Raw genomic sequence first — 14,054 nt, 5'->3', positions numbered from 1 at the left:
ATATGGAGGTTGAAACCTGTGAATAAACAATACCGTGATTTATTGGAAGCTATTGAGTCAAAAGATGCCGTGCTGTGCGTCGTGGGCCTTGGATATGTCGGCCTTCCGCTGGCCGTAGAAATGGTCAAGCAAGGATTCAAGGTCGTAGGTATTGATCTGGATTCCAGAAAGATCGACCAGATTTACCGCGGGGAATCTTATATTCACGATATCTCCTCCACGACACTCAGCGAAGTCGTGCAAACGGGACGGTTCCAGCCAACTTCCGATTATGCAGCCCTGCGGGACGTCGATGCTATCAGCATTTGCGTGCCGACTCCGCTTAGCGAAAATCAAGATCCAGACACATCCTACATCGTGACCGTAGTGGAGAACATTAAACGTTATATGAAAAAAGGCGTCCTGATTACGCTGGAAAGCACGACGTACCCGGGTACGACAGAGGAGCTGATCCAGCGCGAGCTGGAAAGCCTCGGATATGTAGTCGGAGAGGATTTCTTCCTCTGCTTCTCACCGGAGCGGGTAGATCCGTCCAATACGAAATTCAATACATTTAATACGCCGAAAGTCATTGGCGGAACGACGGAGGCATGCCTGGCGCTTGGCGTAGCCGTATACAGCCGGTATGTCGAGACGGTCGTTCCCGTATCGTCGCCAAAGGTGGCAGAAATGTCTAAGCTCCTTGAAAATACATTCCGCAGTGTGAACATTGCCTTCGTTAACGAAATGGCAATGATGTGCGACCGGATGGGCATCGATGTCTGGGAGGTCATCGATGCTGCGAAGACGAAGCCATTCGGCTTCATGCCATTCTACCCGGGGCCGGGAATCGGCGGACATTGCATTCCGCTGGATCCGATGTACCTGTCGTGGAAAGCAAAAGGATTCCGTTTCTACAGCCAGTTCATTGAGCTTGCTCAATCGACAAATGACAATATGCCTTATTATGTAGTGAACAAAACCTCGAAAATTTTGAATGAGTATGCAAAATCTATTAAAAAGTCGAACATTCTTATTCTCGGCATGGCTTATAAACCGGATATCAGCGATCTCCGGGAGTCGCCGGGTCTTGAAGTATATGAGTTGTATAAAGACAGCGGTGCAGCTGTGGAGTATTATGATCCGTTCGCCACGAGCTTCAAGGACAAAGCGGGAGTTACGGTTCATAGCGTGGAGTATGATCTTGAAAAGTTCAAAACCTATGACTGCATGGTTCTGGTAACGAATCACTCGGATCTCGATTACAGCGCCATCGCCTCGCTAGGCGTTCCGATTCTGGATACGCGCAATGCATTCAAGGAGTTCAAGCTGCCTCACGTGTACAAGCTCGGCCATTCCGTTCAGCATGTGGACGAGCAGGCCGAAGCGCTGATCGTAGGATAAAAGAAGAGCTAGGCTTAAACAGAAACAAAAAACACAGAAAAACGGGCTTGGCCCGAATAAAACAGGAGTGGAGGCGGAGATGAATATCAAATCGTTATTTAAACGGTATAGAGGGCTCATCATGGTATTGGCATCAGGATCAATCGTCCTACTTGCTGGATTGTTTGTTGTTCTACTCCGTCCTTCCGTCCCGGAAGCGAAGGCGACCTGGCTTTGGGACGCCCGGCTCGTGGAGAGCCATACGCAGGATATTATTGAATTCGCTAAAGAGAACGGCGTAACGACCGTGTTTTTGCAAATCGGAAATGAGGTAAGCGATGCCTCGTACCGGCGGTTTGTGGCTGCTGCAACCAAAGCCAGGCTGGAGGTTCATGCCCTGAACGGGCATCCGGAGTGGGCTTTGCGGGAGCAGCGCAAGGAAGCGGTCCGCTTTCTCGATTGGGTCAAACAATACAATGACCAATCCAGGCCTGAAGAGCGCTTTGCAGGCGTGCAATTCGACGTAGAGCCTTACCTGCTGAAAAGTTGGGGGACGAAGCAGGATGCCATGGTCGAGCAATGGATGGAGAGCGCCCGGATATGGGTGGAGCGTGCGCAGCGCGATCAGCTCAAAATTGGAGCAGCGGTTCCCTTCTGGCTCAATGGCATCGAGCATGAGGAGCTTGGAAAAGGCCGCGATCTGCGGCAGTGGATGGTCGATAAGTTCGATTATGTGGCAATTATGGCCTACCGGGATGCAGCGGAAGCCATCTATGAGGTGTCGCGGGCAACGCTGGAGGAAGCCGACGAGCGGAACAAGCAGGTCTGGGTAGGCGTCGAGCTTACCAAAAGCCAGGAGGGACCAGGCGTGTCCTTCTACGAACAGCCATTGGAATCTGTGACGCAGGAGCTGGATAAATTGGTGTCCCTGGTCGGCAAGCATTCCTCGTTTAAAGGCGTTGCCGTGCATAGCTATGAATCCTGGCGGGACAAGCAGGAGACAAAGGTGGCGCAAAAAACGGACGGCGCGTCCGCAGACGATGCCTCCCCATAATCATCAAGAAAGTACAACAAGCCCAGCGCCTGTATAGGCGCTGGGCTTGCTGCATGGCTCAGGAATAAACGCTTGGACGTGTTTTTTTGCTATAATAATGGCTACGAGAGTCTAAACCAACGAATGGAGCGATATCGATGATTCTGCATAAAGGAGAGATTTTATTCCGCCAGGGCGATGAAGGAAAATATCTTTACCATATTAAAAGCGGCCTGTTCAAGGTAACGCGGCTGCATGAGAATGGCAATATGGTTCTGTTCAACATCTTGTATCCCGGCGAGACGGTGCCGCACCACTCCCTAATCTCCCCCAAGGAGACGCATGGCACGGCAATAGCTCTCATTCGCAGCGAAGTAGAGGTTATTTCGGCCCAGGAATGGTACCGTGAGCTTGAAGAGGACCCGCAGAAGCCGCTGGAAGTCGCCCGACTGCTTCAGGAGAAGGTCCGTTTTATGCAGCAGCGCCTCGACCATCTTACGGTAGGCACCCCCGGCGAACGGCTGGAGCTGCTGCAAAAGTGGCTCAGCCACCACGCCAATGGCATTCCCCTTACAGACTATTTGACTCAGGAAGAGATCGGCCAATTGATCGGGATCCGGAGGGAAACGGTCAACCGTCTGCTGCGCGGCCAGCACGCATAGGCGGGCCGGACGGCTGTAGCCTATTCCTCAGAACTAGAGCTTGGGCTGGAGCCGCTCGGGCTGCCCAGGCTGCCGGCCGGTCCGAAAAATTCGTAATGAATATTCGCTTCAGGCACGTTCAGGCTGTGCAAGGCTTGATTGATCGCCCGCATGAACGGCACCGGTCCGCAGAAATAGAAGTCGGATTCCAGCGGCGCAACCTGCGAGAGCCACGAAGCATCGATATAGCCGCTTTTGTCGCATCTTTCACTGTCCGCAGCTGATTCATAGACCGTGTAGCATTTCAAGCGGGAAGAATTATTGGCGGCAAGCTTGGCCACATGTTCCTTCAGGATATGGTGCTCCTTGCTCCGGGCGGCGTGAATATAGACGATCTCGAGATCGGAATGCTGCAGCAGCGTCTCCAGCATACTGACCAGCGGCGTCAGACCTACGCCCCCGCCGATTAGTGTGACGGGCGTACTTAAGTTCTGATTCAGCGTGAAATCGCCTGCAGGCGCGCTGAGCTCGATGATGTCGCCTTCCTGAACATGCTGATGAAGATAGGTAGACACGATGCCAGCCGGCCGATCGCCGCCAGCGTCTTCCCGCTTGACGGTAATCCGGTAGTAGCCGGCTCCCGGGGCAGTGGACAAGCTGTAATGGCGAAGGTGCGTGAACTCCTGGCCTTCCGGCTTAACTCTTATCGTAATGTACTGGCCCGGCTCATATGAAGTAATCGCATTGCCATCCTCTGGCAAGAGATAGAAGGAGGTTACCTCGGCCGTTTCCTGTACCTTACGGTCGACGACGAAGCGGCGGAAGCCTCTCCATCCTCCGGGCTGCTGTTCGGTTTGCTCGTACATGCCCGCCTCCACGCTGATAAAGACATCCGCAATGACCCCGTAAGCTTTGCTCCATGCCTCGATAATTTCATCGGTAGCCGCTTCGCCCAGCACGGTTTTGATCGCAGCTAGCAGGTTCTCACCTACGATCGGATAATGCTCGGGAAGAATGCCCAGCGCACGATGCTTCTGGGCGATGCCGTGGACGACAGGAAGAATACGCTCCAGGGCGTCGATGTTCGCGGCGGCGGCGTAGACCGCATTGGCCAGCGCTGTCGGCTGTTTGCCCTGGCGCTGGTTGGCGTGGTTGAATACATTCAGCAGCTCGGGGTGGTTTCTGAACATCGTTTCATAAAATGTGCGGGTTATTGTTTCTCCGTGCACTTCCAGCACAGGAACTGTGGATTTAATGATTTCGATTGTTCGTGAATCAAGCATAACAGTACCCTCTTTCCAATATAAATTGTGGTTTCGCATTTCTTCACCAGTATAGAACCGCCTTCAGGCCGAAAAGGTGATTTTCGTCACAGGAAAAATTCCTAAAATGTGAACAACTCGGAGATTGCAATGAATTTAATCACATCAAGGAGGAGCGAAATAATTATTTCTGAGGCAAGCTGTTTAGTCATCATGGCCGCTGTGTTATAATAAAGATAGATACAAACCAAAAAAGAAAGGATCAGGATACCATGGGTTCCCGAAGGACGAAATCCCTAAGGACGATTTGGAAACGTTGTGATCTCTCTTACACTTAGCTTCTTTTCGTAGTGTCGTCGGTAATTTAGGCTAACCACCCTACGAAGGAAGCGTGGAATGATGCGAAGGATGAACTCCTCACCAACCTTCTTTGTAGGGTGCAGCCGCAAGGTTGACCAAACTACGATAAGAGGGATTGGAAATGGGGAAAAAAGTAGACTGGCAAGCCTTGAGCTTGCAGGTAACAATGCTGTTGCTGGGTACGTTTTTGTTGGCTTTCACGTATTATCATATTAATTTTCAGAACGGTTTAGCCGAGGGCGGATTCGTGGGCTTGGCGCTGCTGGGCAAGTATTTGTTCGATTTGCCGCCGGCTTTGAGCATGATCATGCTGGATATTCCGGTACTGATCGCCGCCGTGTTCTTAAAAGGACGCAAGTTTATTGCAAATACGTTATTTGCATCACTGGCATTCTCGGCATTCTATGAGCTGTGCGAGCGGTTCTCGCCGTTTATTTTAAATCTGCAGGATAATTTGCCGATTGCTGCGCTGCTGTCGGGTGTGTTCACGGGAATCGGCGCGGGCGTTGTACTGCGGGTAGGCGGGGCTACCGGCGGGGACGATATGCTGTCTCTCTTCATCAGTGAACGATCCGGCCTGAAGATCGGTACGGTTTTCATTCTGATGGATGCCTTGGTTCTAGGCATATCTTTAATATATTTACCATTTACGGAAACGGTATTCACAATCCTGGCCGTGCTGATTGCCGGCAAGACGATCACCTGGACCGTAAACTGCGGGAAGCAAGATACCGCGGTTCTCCGTGTGCCATATGCAATCAAAGAAAAAACAGCCCGGGCCTGATGGCCTGAGCTGTTTTTTGCCGTTGCGCGGCATTATTTTTTGTCGTCATGATGCTTGGGGTGGTTGTCGTCCCATTCATGTGCCCTTGCCGTGCCGATCGCGATGGCTCTGCCTTCCTCATAGCCTTCCTCAAGCAGGGCATTTGCAATTTCGATCGCTTTGTTGCGGACGCGCGCGTCCAGGTTTTTCATGGATACCGGGTAATCCTGTTTGTTCCAAGGCATAGACTATCTCCTCCTTGTGAGGGTAGTATTTCTATATTCATTACCCTGATTCAGACACACGCTAACACGGTTTATTATTCATCGCTGCCGGACTGCCCGGACTCTTCGAACAGGTAGAGGTACTCTCCGTATCCTTCCTGTACAAGCTCCTCCTTAGGGATGAAGCGGAGTGCCGCCGAATTGATGCAGTAGCGCAGACCGGTTGGTTCCGGACCGTCGTCGAATACATGGCCTAAATGGGAATCGCCCTCGCGGCTGCGGACTTCGGTACGGATCATGAAATGGCTTGTATCCAGTTTTTCCTTGATACTGTATGATCGCAAAGGTCGCGTGAAGCTCGGCCAGCCGCAGCCGGCGTCATATTTATCCCTGGAGCTGAACAGCGGCTCGCCGGACACGATGTCGACATAGATGCCATCAGCCTCGTTATCCCAATATTCGCCGGTGAACGGTCTTTCCGTGCCGTTGTTCTGGGTCACTTCATATTGAATCGGGGTCAGGCGCTTCTGCAGTTCCTCTTTGTTGGCCGGGCCCGACCAGTGCCGCTCGATAAAGTCCTCCCGTCCCGAACCCTTGCGGTATCTTCGGTAATGGGCAGGATTTTTCTTATGGTATTGCTGATGGTAATCCTCTGCAGGGTAGAATGGCGCAGCCGGCAGAATGGCTGTCACGATCGGTTTTGCAAACCTTCCGCTTTGCTCCAGCGCCAGTTTGGACGCCTCGGCTTCCTGGCGCTGTTCCTCCGTATGATAGAAAATCGCCGTTCGGTACGAATCTCCACGGTCATGGAACTGACCGCCCTCATCGGTCGGGTCAATTTGCTGCCAGAACAGTTCCAGCAGCTTCCGGTACGGGAACACAGAGGGGTCAAAAGCAATTTGCACCGCTTCATAATGTCCGGTGCGATTAGAGCAGACCTCTTCATAGGTAGGGTTTGCCGTATGGCCGCCTGTATAGCCGGAGACGATGCCGTAAATGCCGGGCAGCTCCTCAAAGGGCGAAACCATGCACCAGAAGCAGCCGCCGGCAAACGTAGCCAGCTCCCTATTCGACGTTGGCGTTGTACTCATCATGCACTCCTCCGTTTCATTTTAAATTTTATTATATCTTTTTTTGACGAAATCCCCAAACCCAGAGCAGAAGTAGCAGGACCACGAAATAGGACACGGCTATAACTCCCGCGGCAAGCGGACGTTCTGCCAGGGTTGAGCCCACGTAAGCATAGACGTAGACGGCAGGCAATTTACCGACAAGTGAACCAAGGATAAAGTGGATGAAGGACATCCCTGTGGCGCCTGCATAAATGTTAACGGCCGTCTGGGGCAGGATCGGGATCAAGCGGCAAATCGCGATGGTGCGAAAAGGCCTGCTGGACGAGAACTGCGTCAGCCGCTCCAATTTGTCGTAACGGGCCAGCCAGGTAGCTGCGGACTCCCGGAACAGCGCTGCCGCCCCATAGACGATGGCACCGGCCAGCGTAGAGCCGATCAAGATAATGGTTCCGCCGCTCCATGTGCCCATCACATAACCCGCAGCGGCGACCACGACCTTATAGGGCATGACGGGGAACAGAGCCAGCAGGGTGGAGAGCGCCAGCAGCAGCCAGACTGGAGGCGATCCTTGAATCCATCCCGCAAGTTCATGACGATAGATGTAGGTTAGCAGGAATAACGCGGCATACAGTATTGCCACAGACCATTTTTTCATCGGACAAGGCCCTCTCTTTCTTTCTGTATCATACCAAAGAAGCGGGCTTGCTAGAAAGATTGTGCGAGTTTCATATTTTTTTCAAGATATCTGGCGCTTGGGCCAAGACCATGCTATAATAATCACATTATATGGATGTATGGTTCCCAAAGGGGAGTAGCTGTAACAGTAAAGTCGTCATTACGGGATGGATTGTCCCCGGCTTTATTGACAACATTGGATGTTGTTGGCGAGACCTTTGCCCGCACGTGTATTGGGTGAAGGTCTCTTTTGATGCTTAAGCGTCGTGCCCAATACCGGCACGGCGTTTTTTGTTGGGACAAGTTCATCGCAGGAATAAAGAAGGGAGAGAGAAAATGGACTTTACTTCGTTGGACTTTTGGACCGCGCTGATGTCGATCGTGCTGATTGATCTTGTTCTTGCAGGCGACAACGCCATCGTGATCGGGCTTGCGGCACGCAACGTGCAGAAAGAGGATCAGAAGAAAGTAATCCTCTGGGGAACGGTCGGAGCGATTCTCGTTCGCGTCATCATGACCCTGCTTGTGCTGCAGCTGCTGACTATTCCGGGGCTTCGGCTCGCAGGCGGCCTGATGCTGTTGTATATTGCGTACAAATTGCTGGTGGATGAGAAAGATCATGAAATCGATGCAGGCAGCCAAATGTGGGCAGCGATCCGGACGATCATCATAGCCGATACGATGATGGGTCTGGACAATGTGTTGGCCGTGGCCGGTGCAGCTCATGGAGACTTCGCCCTGGTTATTATAGGGCTGGCAATTTCCATTCCAATTATGGTGTGGGGAAGCACGCTGATTTTGAAGCTTACGGATCGGTTCCCGTTCGTGATTACGATTGGCGCTGCCGTGCTGGCATGGACCGCTGCCAAAATGCTTGTCCAAGAGCCGCTTATTGACGACTGGTTCGCGTCGGGCTGGGTCAAATACGGATTTGAAATCATCTGTATTATCCTTATCGTAGCGCTTGGATCTTACGTGAAGAAAAACCAGGAGAAAAAGCGCCAAATCGAACAAGCCTTGAATCAAGGAAATTCTACGATATAAAAACATGGAAACGCCGCTTTGTCATAGGACAAGGCGGCGTTTCGCTATAATGACTTCGTTCAGTCGTTGCTGCGGGCGCTCTGACGAAACTCCTTGGGCGACATGCCGTATCGCTTGCGAAAGAGGCGGTGAAAATAGTTGTAATTGGGAAAACCTGAGCTTTCCGCGACATGCTCCAGGGATAACGGACTATAGATGATGCGCTCGCGTGCCATATTAATCCGGATTTCCAGCGTATACTGAATGATGCTCGTGCCGAATGCCTGTTTAAACAGGAATACCGCCCGGGAGACGCTGATGCCGACATGGGAAGCGACATCTTCCAGCTTGAACGGGGAGGAAGCGTTCTCCTCGATATAGTTCTTGATGCGGTGGGCAAGATATGACTGAGGCGACAGAACCTGATGCTCCTGCAGGTTACGGTCGATATCCAGACATAAAATTTTCAGGTAATACCCGGCGATCTCCGGCGATGGATTGGAAATTCGGCGCTGCTCCATCATAATCTGCCGGAAGGCGCCGACGAGGCCCTCGGACAAGGTGACCTTGAACTTTTGCGGCCGCTTGGTCTGCTGCCACCATCGCTCGACCCAGGCGCCGGACAGGAAGATATGATAATCCGCACTGTCCACCGTAAATTCGCCGGAATGATTTTGCTCGGCTTCGATTTTCAGCTCGTAAGGCTCCTCGGGGGCAAACAGCAGAAGATCGCCCGGCTCCAGCAGCTCAAGCTGGCCGTTGATGCGGCTTCGGCACCGGCCTGCCGTCTGGAGACGAATCAGAAAGTGGCCCAGTCCGTCATCATTGGACATATGGAACGGTTTCCGGTGAACGGAGTAGCCTGCTGTCAGTATTTGCAAGTCATCATGAAGTCGCATACGTTGTCCTCCATTGCTTTGTTAAAAATAATAAGCAGATTGTTCATGTCTCAATCATATTATTCATTTTAAATTGCAACCGATTTAATTACTATGTTAATAGAGTGACGGCAAAACAACAATAACGCTTCTGGGGGTAACTCTAATGACAGCCATGAGAATTGGAATCATCGGATGTGGAAACATCAGCCCAGCCTATTTGAATTATTTGAAGGACAGCACCGTTGCGAAAGTAACGGCCTTGGCCGATCTGCTGCCGGATAAGGCGGCGGAACGGGCCAAGGAATACGGTATTGAGCAAGTATACTCTGTGGAAGAGATGCTGCAGTCCCCGGACATCGACATCATTCTCAACCTCACGATTCCAGCTTCTCACGCGGCGATCAACATTGCCGCTCTGGAGCATGGCAAGCATGTGTATGCGGAGAAGCCATTGTCGATATCGCTTGAAGACGCTAAAAGGACGCTGGAGATTGCAGAGGCAAGGCAGCTGCGTGTAGGCTGTGCGCCTGACACGTTCCTGGGAGCGGGGCTCGAGACTAGCCGCATGGCGATTCAGGAAGGACGGATCGGCCGGCCGGTTGCGGCTTCGGCGTTTATGATGGGAGCAGGGCCGGAAGGATGGCACCCGAACCCGGATTTCTTTTACCAGGAGGGCGGCGGACCGATGTTCGACATGGGGCCCTACTATTTGACGGCACTGGTCAATTTGCTCGGGCCGATCACTCGCGTTAGCAGTTCAGCGCAAAGCTTGCTCCCAGAGCGTATAGTGAAATCCGGTCCGCGGGCAGGCACGCGCATTCCCGTGTATACGCCGACGCATTACAGCGGAACGCTTGATTTTGCAGGCGGAGCAATCGGTACCCTGATTACGAGCTTCGACATTCCTGGTGGCAGCACGCTTCCCCGCATTGAAATATATGGAACGGAAGGCTCGCTGCTTGTTCCCGACCCGAACTGCTTTGACGGCGAGGTGAAGATTCGCAAATACGACTCCGAGGAATGGAGCGTCGTTGAGCCTGCTTTTGCCGGAGGCGCCAACGAGAGAGGCAAGGGGATCGAAGACATGGCCAGAGCGATTCTCGAGAACCGGGAGCACCGGGCCAGCGGCAAGCTTGCCTACCATGTGCTCGAAGCGATGCATGCATTCCTGTCTTCATCTAGGGAAGAAAGACATATTCATCTGGAAAGCGCCTCATCATTGCCGTCGATCGGGGCTTATCGTCCAGCTGACAAGGCAGTGCTTGTATAGGCCTGGCTAGATTGGAGCTTCTTAGACAATGGTTATTATTCCATCCAATTACTTATATGAGGTGAGAACATGGCGAATTTAGGATTGCAGCTGTACACGGTTAGAGATCATTTGGAGAAGGACTTTGAAGGCACACTGCGTAAAGTAGCCGAACTCGGCTATAAGGGGGTTGAATTTGCCGGTTATTACGGGCGTACTCCCGCACAGGTTTCCGAAATATTGAAGGAGACGGGCTTAACCGTGATCGGGGCTCATACTTCGTATGACCGCCTACGCAACGCGCTGGAGGAAGAGATTGCGTTCAACAAAGCGATCGGCAACCGATATCTTATTTTCCCTTTTCTGGCGGAGGATGAGCGCGACCGCTGGCCTGAAGTCATTGAGGATTTGAAGGCGATTGGCAAACGCTGCGCTGCCGCCGGTCTGGGGCTTCTATATCACAATCATGAGTTTGAGCTCACCGAGACGCTGGACGGCCAGCCGGTGCTTGACGCCATCTATGAGCGCGTCGCTCCGGAATTGCTTCAGGTTGAACTGGACTCCTGCTGGGTAACCTATGCAGGCTTCGATCCGCTGGCGTACATAGCGAAATACAGCGGCAGAATTCCTTTATTGCATTTGAAGGATATTGTCAAGAAAGAGGACGGATCTGCTGAAACGGTTGAGCTGGGCCGGGGAATCGTCGACATCAAGGCGATTGCGGATGCCGCTGCCGCAGACGGAGTGCAGTGGATCATCGTAGAGCAGGATTACTGCGCTGGAGATTCGCTGGACAGCATTGCAGTAAGCATGGAATGGATTAAAGGTTATGTTCAAGAGGGAGGAAAAATCAATGTCTAAAACGTTAAAAGTAGCCATCGTTGGGTGCGGTGGAATCGCGAACGGCAAACATCTGCCGAGCTTGGCTAAGCTGCCAGAGGTTCAAATGGTCGCATTTTGCGATATTATAGAAGAGCGGGCTCAAAAGGCCGCGGAGGAATATGGTGTGGAAGGCGCTAAAGTGTTCACGGACTACCGCGAGCTGCTGAAGGAAGATGTGGATGTCGTTCACGTCTGCACGCCGAACGATTCGCATGCCGAGATCACGATTTCATCGCTGGAATCCGGCAAGCATGTGATGTGCGAGAAGCCGATGGCCAAAACCGCAGAGCAGGCGCGTCAAATGCTCGATGCAGCCAAGCGTACCGGGAAGAAGCTCAGCATTGCTTACCAGAACCGCTTCCGCAGCGACAGCTTGTATTTGAAGCAGCTGTGCGAGGATGGGGAACTGGGCGACATCTATTTTGGGAAAGCGCTCGCCATTCGCCGCCGTGCCGTACCGACATGGGGCGTGTTCCTGGACGAGGAGAAGCAGGGCGGAGGACCGCTGATCGACATCGGCACGCATGCGCTTGACCTGACATTGTGGCTGATGGACAACTATGAGCCGAAAAGCGTTACGGGCTCGGTATTCCATAAACTTGGCAGCCGCGAAAATGCCGCCAACGCATTCGGCCCTTGGAATCCGGAGGAGTTCAAGGTCGAAGATTCAGCGTTTGGCTTCATTACAATGAAGAACGGCGCCACGATTATGCTGGAATCCAGCTGGGCCTTGAACGTGGTGGAGACGGGCGAAGCGAAGACGCTGCTCTGCGGTACGGAAGGCGGAGCGGACATGAAGGATGGTCTGCGGATCAACGGCGAGAAGCTGAGCCGGCTGTACGAGACGAAGGTCGACTTTGGCGCCGGCGGCGTAGCTTTTTTTGACGGCGAGCAGGAGACCGATGCCGTTCGCGAGGCGAGAGCTTGGGTTGAGGCGATTCTGGAGGATAAAGAGCCGCTCGTCAAACCGGAGCAAGCGCTTGTTGTCACCGAAATTCTAGAGGCGATCTACACTTCCGCGAGAACCGGCAAGACCGTATATTTTGACTAATCCATAGAGCTAAGGAGGTTCAACCATGAAACTAGGGGTATTTCTCGTTTTGTTTGGCGGACGTTCATTGGAAGAGGCGCTGGATATGGCAGCAGCGCAGGGCCTAAAGGCCGTGGAAATCGGCACCGGAGGGCATCCCGGCAATGCTCACTGCAACCCGGACGTGCTGCTTGAGGACAAGGCGGCGCTGGAACGCTTCAAGAAAGCGGTGGAATCGCGCGGCATGATCATCAGCGCACTAAGCTGCCACGGCAATCCGCTGCATCCACAGAAGGCGATTGCTAAGGAATTCCATGATGCGTTCGTCAAGACGGTACAGCTGGCGGAGCGGCTGGAGGTTCCGGTCGTTAATACGTTCTCGGGCTGTCCGGGCGATCATGAGGATGCCAAGTATCCGAACTGGCCGGTAGCTCCTTGGCCGAACGACTATCAGGAAATACTGGCCTGGCAGTGGGAGAACAAGGTGATCCCTTATTGGACGGAATGGGGAAAATATGCTGCTGAGCGAAATGTGAAAATCGGTTTGGAGCTTCATGGCGGATTTTCCGTTCATACGCCGGGCACTTTGCTGCGGCTGCGCGAGGCTGCGGGCGAAGTCATCGGAGCTAACCTGGACCCGAGCCATATGTGGTGGCAGGGCATCGATCCGGTACAGGCTATTTCCATTTTGGGCCGAGCCGGAGCAATTCACCATTTCCATGCGAAGGATACTTCCGTTGATCCGATTAACGTCAATATGCACGGCATCACGGACATGCAGCCGTACACGGCGATGATGGACCGGGCTTGGCAGTTCCGTACGGTCGGCTACGGCCATGATCTTAAGACGTGGAGCGATATCATCAGCGCTCTTCGCCTGGTCGGCTACGACTATGTGATCAGCATCGAGCATGAGGACGGATTGATGTCGATTGAGGAAGGCTTCACGAAGGCGGTACGCAATCTACAGGGAATCATGATCGAGGATTCCGCCGCTGATATGTGGTGGGTATAATTGGTTTAGGAAGCAGTATACTAGAAATAGCGGCTACCGCCCCGGTAGCCGTTTTTTGTTAGATGGTATCTAACAAGACGAAAGGCAAGGAAGAAATGGAACTTAAAGCGGATTCACTATGCGCTCTTTTTGCGGTATAATCAAATATTATCCCAGTGTTCACGGTGTAAAAAATATGTTAAGGTTGATATATACTAACTAAACGTAAGTTTTAGGTTTTCCGAGTTCACTCGGGTAGAGAGGTGAAGAGCAATGGAAGATGCGCATCATACGCTGTGTCCGCGGTTCGAGTCGGCATTCTCGATCTTGGGCAAGCGCTGGAACGGACTGATCATTCATACGTTGATGACCGGGCCTAAGCGATTTAAGGATATCTCCAACTTGATTCCGTCGATGAGCGATAAAATGCTGTCCGAACGGATGAAGGATCTGGAGAATGAAGGCATTCTCGTCCGTCACGTATATCCAGAGACGCCGGTGAGAATCGAATATGAGCTGACGGAAAAAGGGCTGGCATTGGGACCCGTCATGGGCGAGGTTCAATGCTGGGCCGAGAAATGGATCGACTAAGCTTCGTGCCG

15 protein-coding genes are annotated in these 14,054 nt (G+C 52.6%); 10 read left to right on the top strand and 5 right to left on the bottom strand.

Annotated features, from left to right (window positions below; translation table 11 throughout):
- The first annotated feature begins 18 nt into the window (after positions 1–18).
- The 3 genes from MKX50_RS15845 (at position 19) to MKX50_RS15835 (ending at position 3,057) form a co-directional block, all read left to right on the top strand.
- A complete protein-coding gene (locus tag MKX50_RS15845) occupies positions 19–1,383 on the top strand; it encodes a nucleotide sugar dehydrogenase (RefSeq protein WP_213590473.1) in 1,365 nt (454 codons plus the stop codon).
- Between the two features lie 79 nt (positions 1,384–1,462).
- A complete protein-coding gene (locus MKX50_RS15840; RefSeq protein ID WP_213590474.1) occupies positions 1,463–2,416 on the top strand; it encodes a hypothetical protein in 954 nt (317 codons plus the stop codon).
- A gap of 137 nt (positions 2,417–2,553) precedes the next feature.
- A complete protein-coding gene (locus MKX50_RS15835; RefSeq protein ID WP_213590475.1) occupies positions 2,554–3,057 on the top strand; it encodes a Crp/Fnr family transcriptional regulator in 504 nt (167 codons plus the stop codon).
- Between the two features lie 20 nt (positions 3,058–3,077).
- Here MKX50_RS15835 and hmpA read toward each other — a convergent pair whose 3' ends face one another.
- Entirely contained in the window at positions 3,078–4,319 is a 1,242-nt protein-coding gene (gene hmpA / locus MKX50_RS15830) for an NO-inducible flavohemoprotein (RefSeq protein ID WP_339157341.1), read from the bottom strand.
- 460 nt (positions 4,320–4,779) lie between these two features.
- On the opposite strand from hmpA, the gene MKX50_RS15825 reads away from it, so the two are divergent.
- Complete coding sequence (locus MKX50_RS15825) at positions 4,780–5,442, top strand: YitT family protein (RefSeq protein WP_213590477.1); 663 nt, start codon at positions 4,780–4,782, stop codon at positions 5,440–5,442.
- Positions 5,443–5,474: 32 nt separating this feature from the next.
- Here MKX50_RS15825 and MKX50_RS15820 read toward each other — a convergent pair whose 3' ends face one another.
- The 3 genes from MKX50_RS15820 to MKX50_RS15810 all read right to left on the bottom strand — a co-directional run bounded on the left by MKX50_RS15820 (position 5,475) and on the right by MKX50_RS15810 (position 7,373).
- Positions 5,475–5,666 carry a hypothetical protein gene (locus MKX50_RS15820; RefSeq protein WP_213590478.1) on the bottom strand — a complete coding sequence of 64 codons (192 nt, stop codon included), beginning with the start codon at positions 5,664–5,666 and terminating at the stop codon, positions 5,475–5,477.
- Positions 5,667–5,740: 74 nt separating this feature from the next.
- Positions 5,741–6,736, bottom strand: a complete 996-nt coding sequence (gene msrA / locus MKX50_RS15815) for a peptide-methionine (S)-S-oxide reductase MsrA (protein ID WP_213590706.1) — start codon at positions 6,734–6,736, stop codon at positions 5,741–5,743.
- Between the two features lie 31 nt (positions 6,737–6,767).
- On the bottom strand, positions 6,768–7,373 hold the full coding sequence (locus MKX50_RS15810) for a VTT domain-containing protein (RefSeq protein WP_213590479.1): 606 nt from the start codon (positions 7,371–7,373) through the stop codon (positions 6,768–6,770).
- 356 nt (positions 7,374–7,729) lie between these two features.
- Between MKX50_RS15810 and MKX50_RS15805 the strand changes: the two genes are divergently transcribed.
- Positions 7,730–8,437 carry a TerC family protein gene (locus tag MKX50_RS15805; RefSeq protein WP_213590480.1) on the top strand — a complete coding sequence of 236 codons (708 nt, stop codon included), beginning with the start codon at positions 7,730–7,732 and terminating at the stop codon, positions 8,435–8,437.
- A gap of 59 nt (positions 8,438–8,496) precedes the next feature.
- Here the strand turns inward: MKX50_RS15805 and MKX50_RS15800 are convergent, their stop codons facing one another.
- A complete protein-coding gene (locus MKX50_RS15800) occupies positions 8,497–9,315 on the bottom strand; it encodes an AraC family transcriptional regulator (protein ID WP_213590481.1) in 819 nt (272 codons plus the stop codon).
- A gap of 145 nt (positions 9,316–9,460) precedes the next feature.
- Between MKX50_RS15800 and MKX50_RS15795 the strand changes: the two genes are divergently transcribed.
- The 5 genes from MKX50_RS15795 to MKX50_RS15775 all read left to right on the top strand — a co-directional run bounded on the left by MKX50_RS15795 (position 9,461) and on the right by MKX50_RS15775 (position 14,043).
- Complete coding sequence (locus MKX50_RS15795; protein ID WP_213590482.1) at positions 9,461–10,567, top strand: Gfo/Idh/MocA family oxidoreductase; 1,107 nt, start codon at positions 9,461–9,463, stop codon at positions 10,565–10,567.
- A gap of 69 nt (positions 10,568–10,636) precedes the next feature.
- Positions 10,637–11,407 carry a sugar phosphate isomerase/epimerase gene (locus MKX50_RS15790; RefSeq protein ID WP_213590483.1) on the top strand — a complete coding sequence of 257 codons (771 nt, stop codon included), beginning with the start codon at positions 10,637–10,639 and terminating at the stop codon, positions 11,405–11,407.
- Positions 11,400–12,479: a Gfo/Idh/MocA family oxidoreductase gene (locus MKX50_RS15785; RefSeq protein WP_213590484.1), complete on the top strand. Its 1,080-nt coding sequence runs from the start codon at positions 11,400–11,402 to the stop codon at positions 12,477–12,479. Before MKX50_RS15790 ends, MKX50_RS15785 begins: the two co-directional genes overlap by 8 nt.
- 25 nt (positions 12,480–12,504) lie before the next feature.
- On the top strand, positions 12,505–13,473 hold the full coding sequence (locus MKX50_RS15780) for a sugar phosphate isomerase/epimerase (protein WP_213590485.1): 969 nt from the start codon (positions 12,505–12,507) through the stop codon (positions 13,471–13,473).
- Positions 13,474–13,725: 252 nt separating this feature from the next.
- Positions 13,726–14,043 (top strand): helix-turn-helix domain-containing protein, encoded by a 318-nt coding sequence (locus MKX50_RS15775; RefSeq protein WP_213590486.1) that lies wholly within the window; start codon positions 13,726–13,728, stop codon positions 14,041–14,043.
- The last annotated feature ends 11 nt before the right edge of the window (positions 14,044–14,054 follow it).

Origin of the sequence: Paenibacillus sp. FSL W8-0186 (assembly GCF_037969765.1) — a bacterium.
Taxonomy (GTDB): domain Bacteria; phylum Bacillota; class Bacilli; order Paenibacillales; family Paenibacillaceae; genus Fontibacillus; species Fontibacillus woosongensis.
The sequence above is the reverse complement of the archived record's forward strand: the minus strand, read 5'-3'. Positions and strand labels throughout refer to the sequence as shown.

Excerpts from the sequence above, each read along its gene's own strand:
- MKX50_RS15835 (WP_213590475.1), top strand. The coding sequence starts at position 2,554 with ATGATTCTGCATAAAGGAGAGATTTTATTCCGCCAGGGCGATGAAGGA.
- MKX50_RS15820 (WP_213590478.1), bottom strand. The coding sequence starts at position 5,666 with ATGCCTTGGAACAAACAGGATTACCCGGTATCCATGAAAAACCTGGAC.
- MKX50_RS15805 (WP_213590480.1), top strand. The coding sequence starts at position 7,730 with ATGGACTTTACTTCGTTGGACTTTTGGACCGCGCTGATGTCGATCGTG.
- MKX50_RS15840 (WP_213590474.1), top strand. The coding sequence starts at position 1,463 with ATGAATATCAAATCGTTATTTAAACGGTATAGAGGGCTCATCATGGTA.
- MKX50_RS15800 (WP_213590481.1), bottom strand. The coding sequence starts at position 9,315 with ATGCGACTTCATGATGACTTGCAAATACTGACAGCAGGCTACTCCGTT.
- MKX50_RS15810 (WP_213590479.1), bottom strand. The coding sequence starts at position 7,373 with ATGAAAAAATGGTCTGTGGCAATACTGTATGCCGCGTTATTCCTGCTA.
- MKX50_RS15780 (WP_213590485.1), top strand. The coding sequence starts at position 12,505 with ATGAAACTAGGGGTATTTCTCGTTTTGTTTGGCGGACGTTCATTGGAA.
- MKX50_RS15795 (WP_213590482.1), top strand. The coding sequence starts at position 9,461 with ATGACAGCCATGAGAATTGGAATCATCGGATGTGGAAACATCAGCCCA.
- msrA (WP_213590706.1), bottom strand. The coding sequence starts at position 6,736 with ATGAGTACAACGCCAACGTCGAATAGGGAGCTGGCTACGTTTGCCGGC.
- MKX50_RS15785 (WP_213590484.1), top strand. The coding sequence starts at position 11,400 with ATGTCTAAAACGTTAAAAGTAGCCATCGTTGGGTGCGGTGGAATCGCG.
- MKX50_RS15790 (WP_213590483.1), top strand. The coding sequence starts at position 10,637 with ATGGCGAATTTAGGATTGCAGCTGTACACGGTTAGAGATCATTTGGAG.
- MKX50_RS15825 (WP_213590477.1), top strand. The coding sequence starts at position 4,780 with ATGGGGAAAAAAGTAGACTGGCAAGCCTTGAGCTTGCAGGTAACAATG.
- MKX50_RS15775 (WP_213590486.1), top strand. The coding sequence starts at position 13,726 with ATGGAAGATGCGCATCATACGCTGTGTCCGCGGTTCGAGTCGGCATTC.
- hmpA (WP_339157341.1), bottom strand. The coding sequence starts at position 4,319 with ATGCTTGATTCACGAACAATCGAAATCATTAAATCCACAGTTCCTGTG.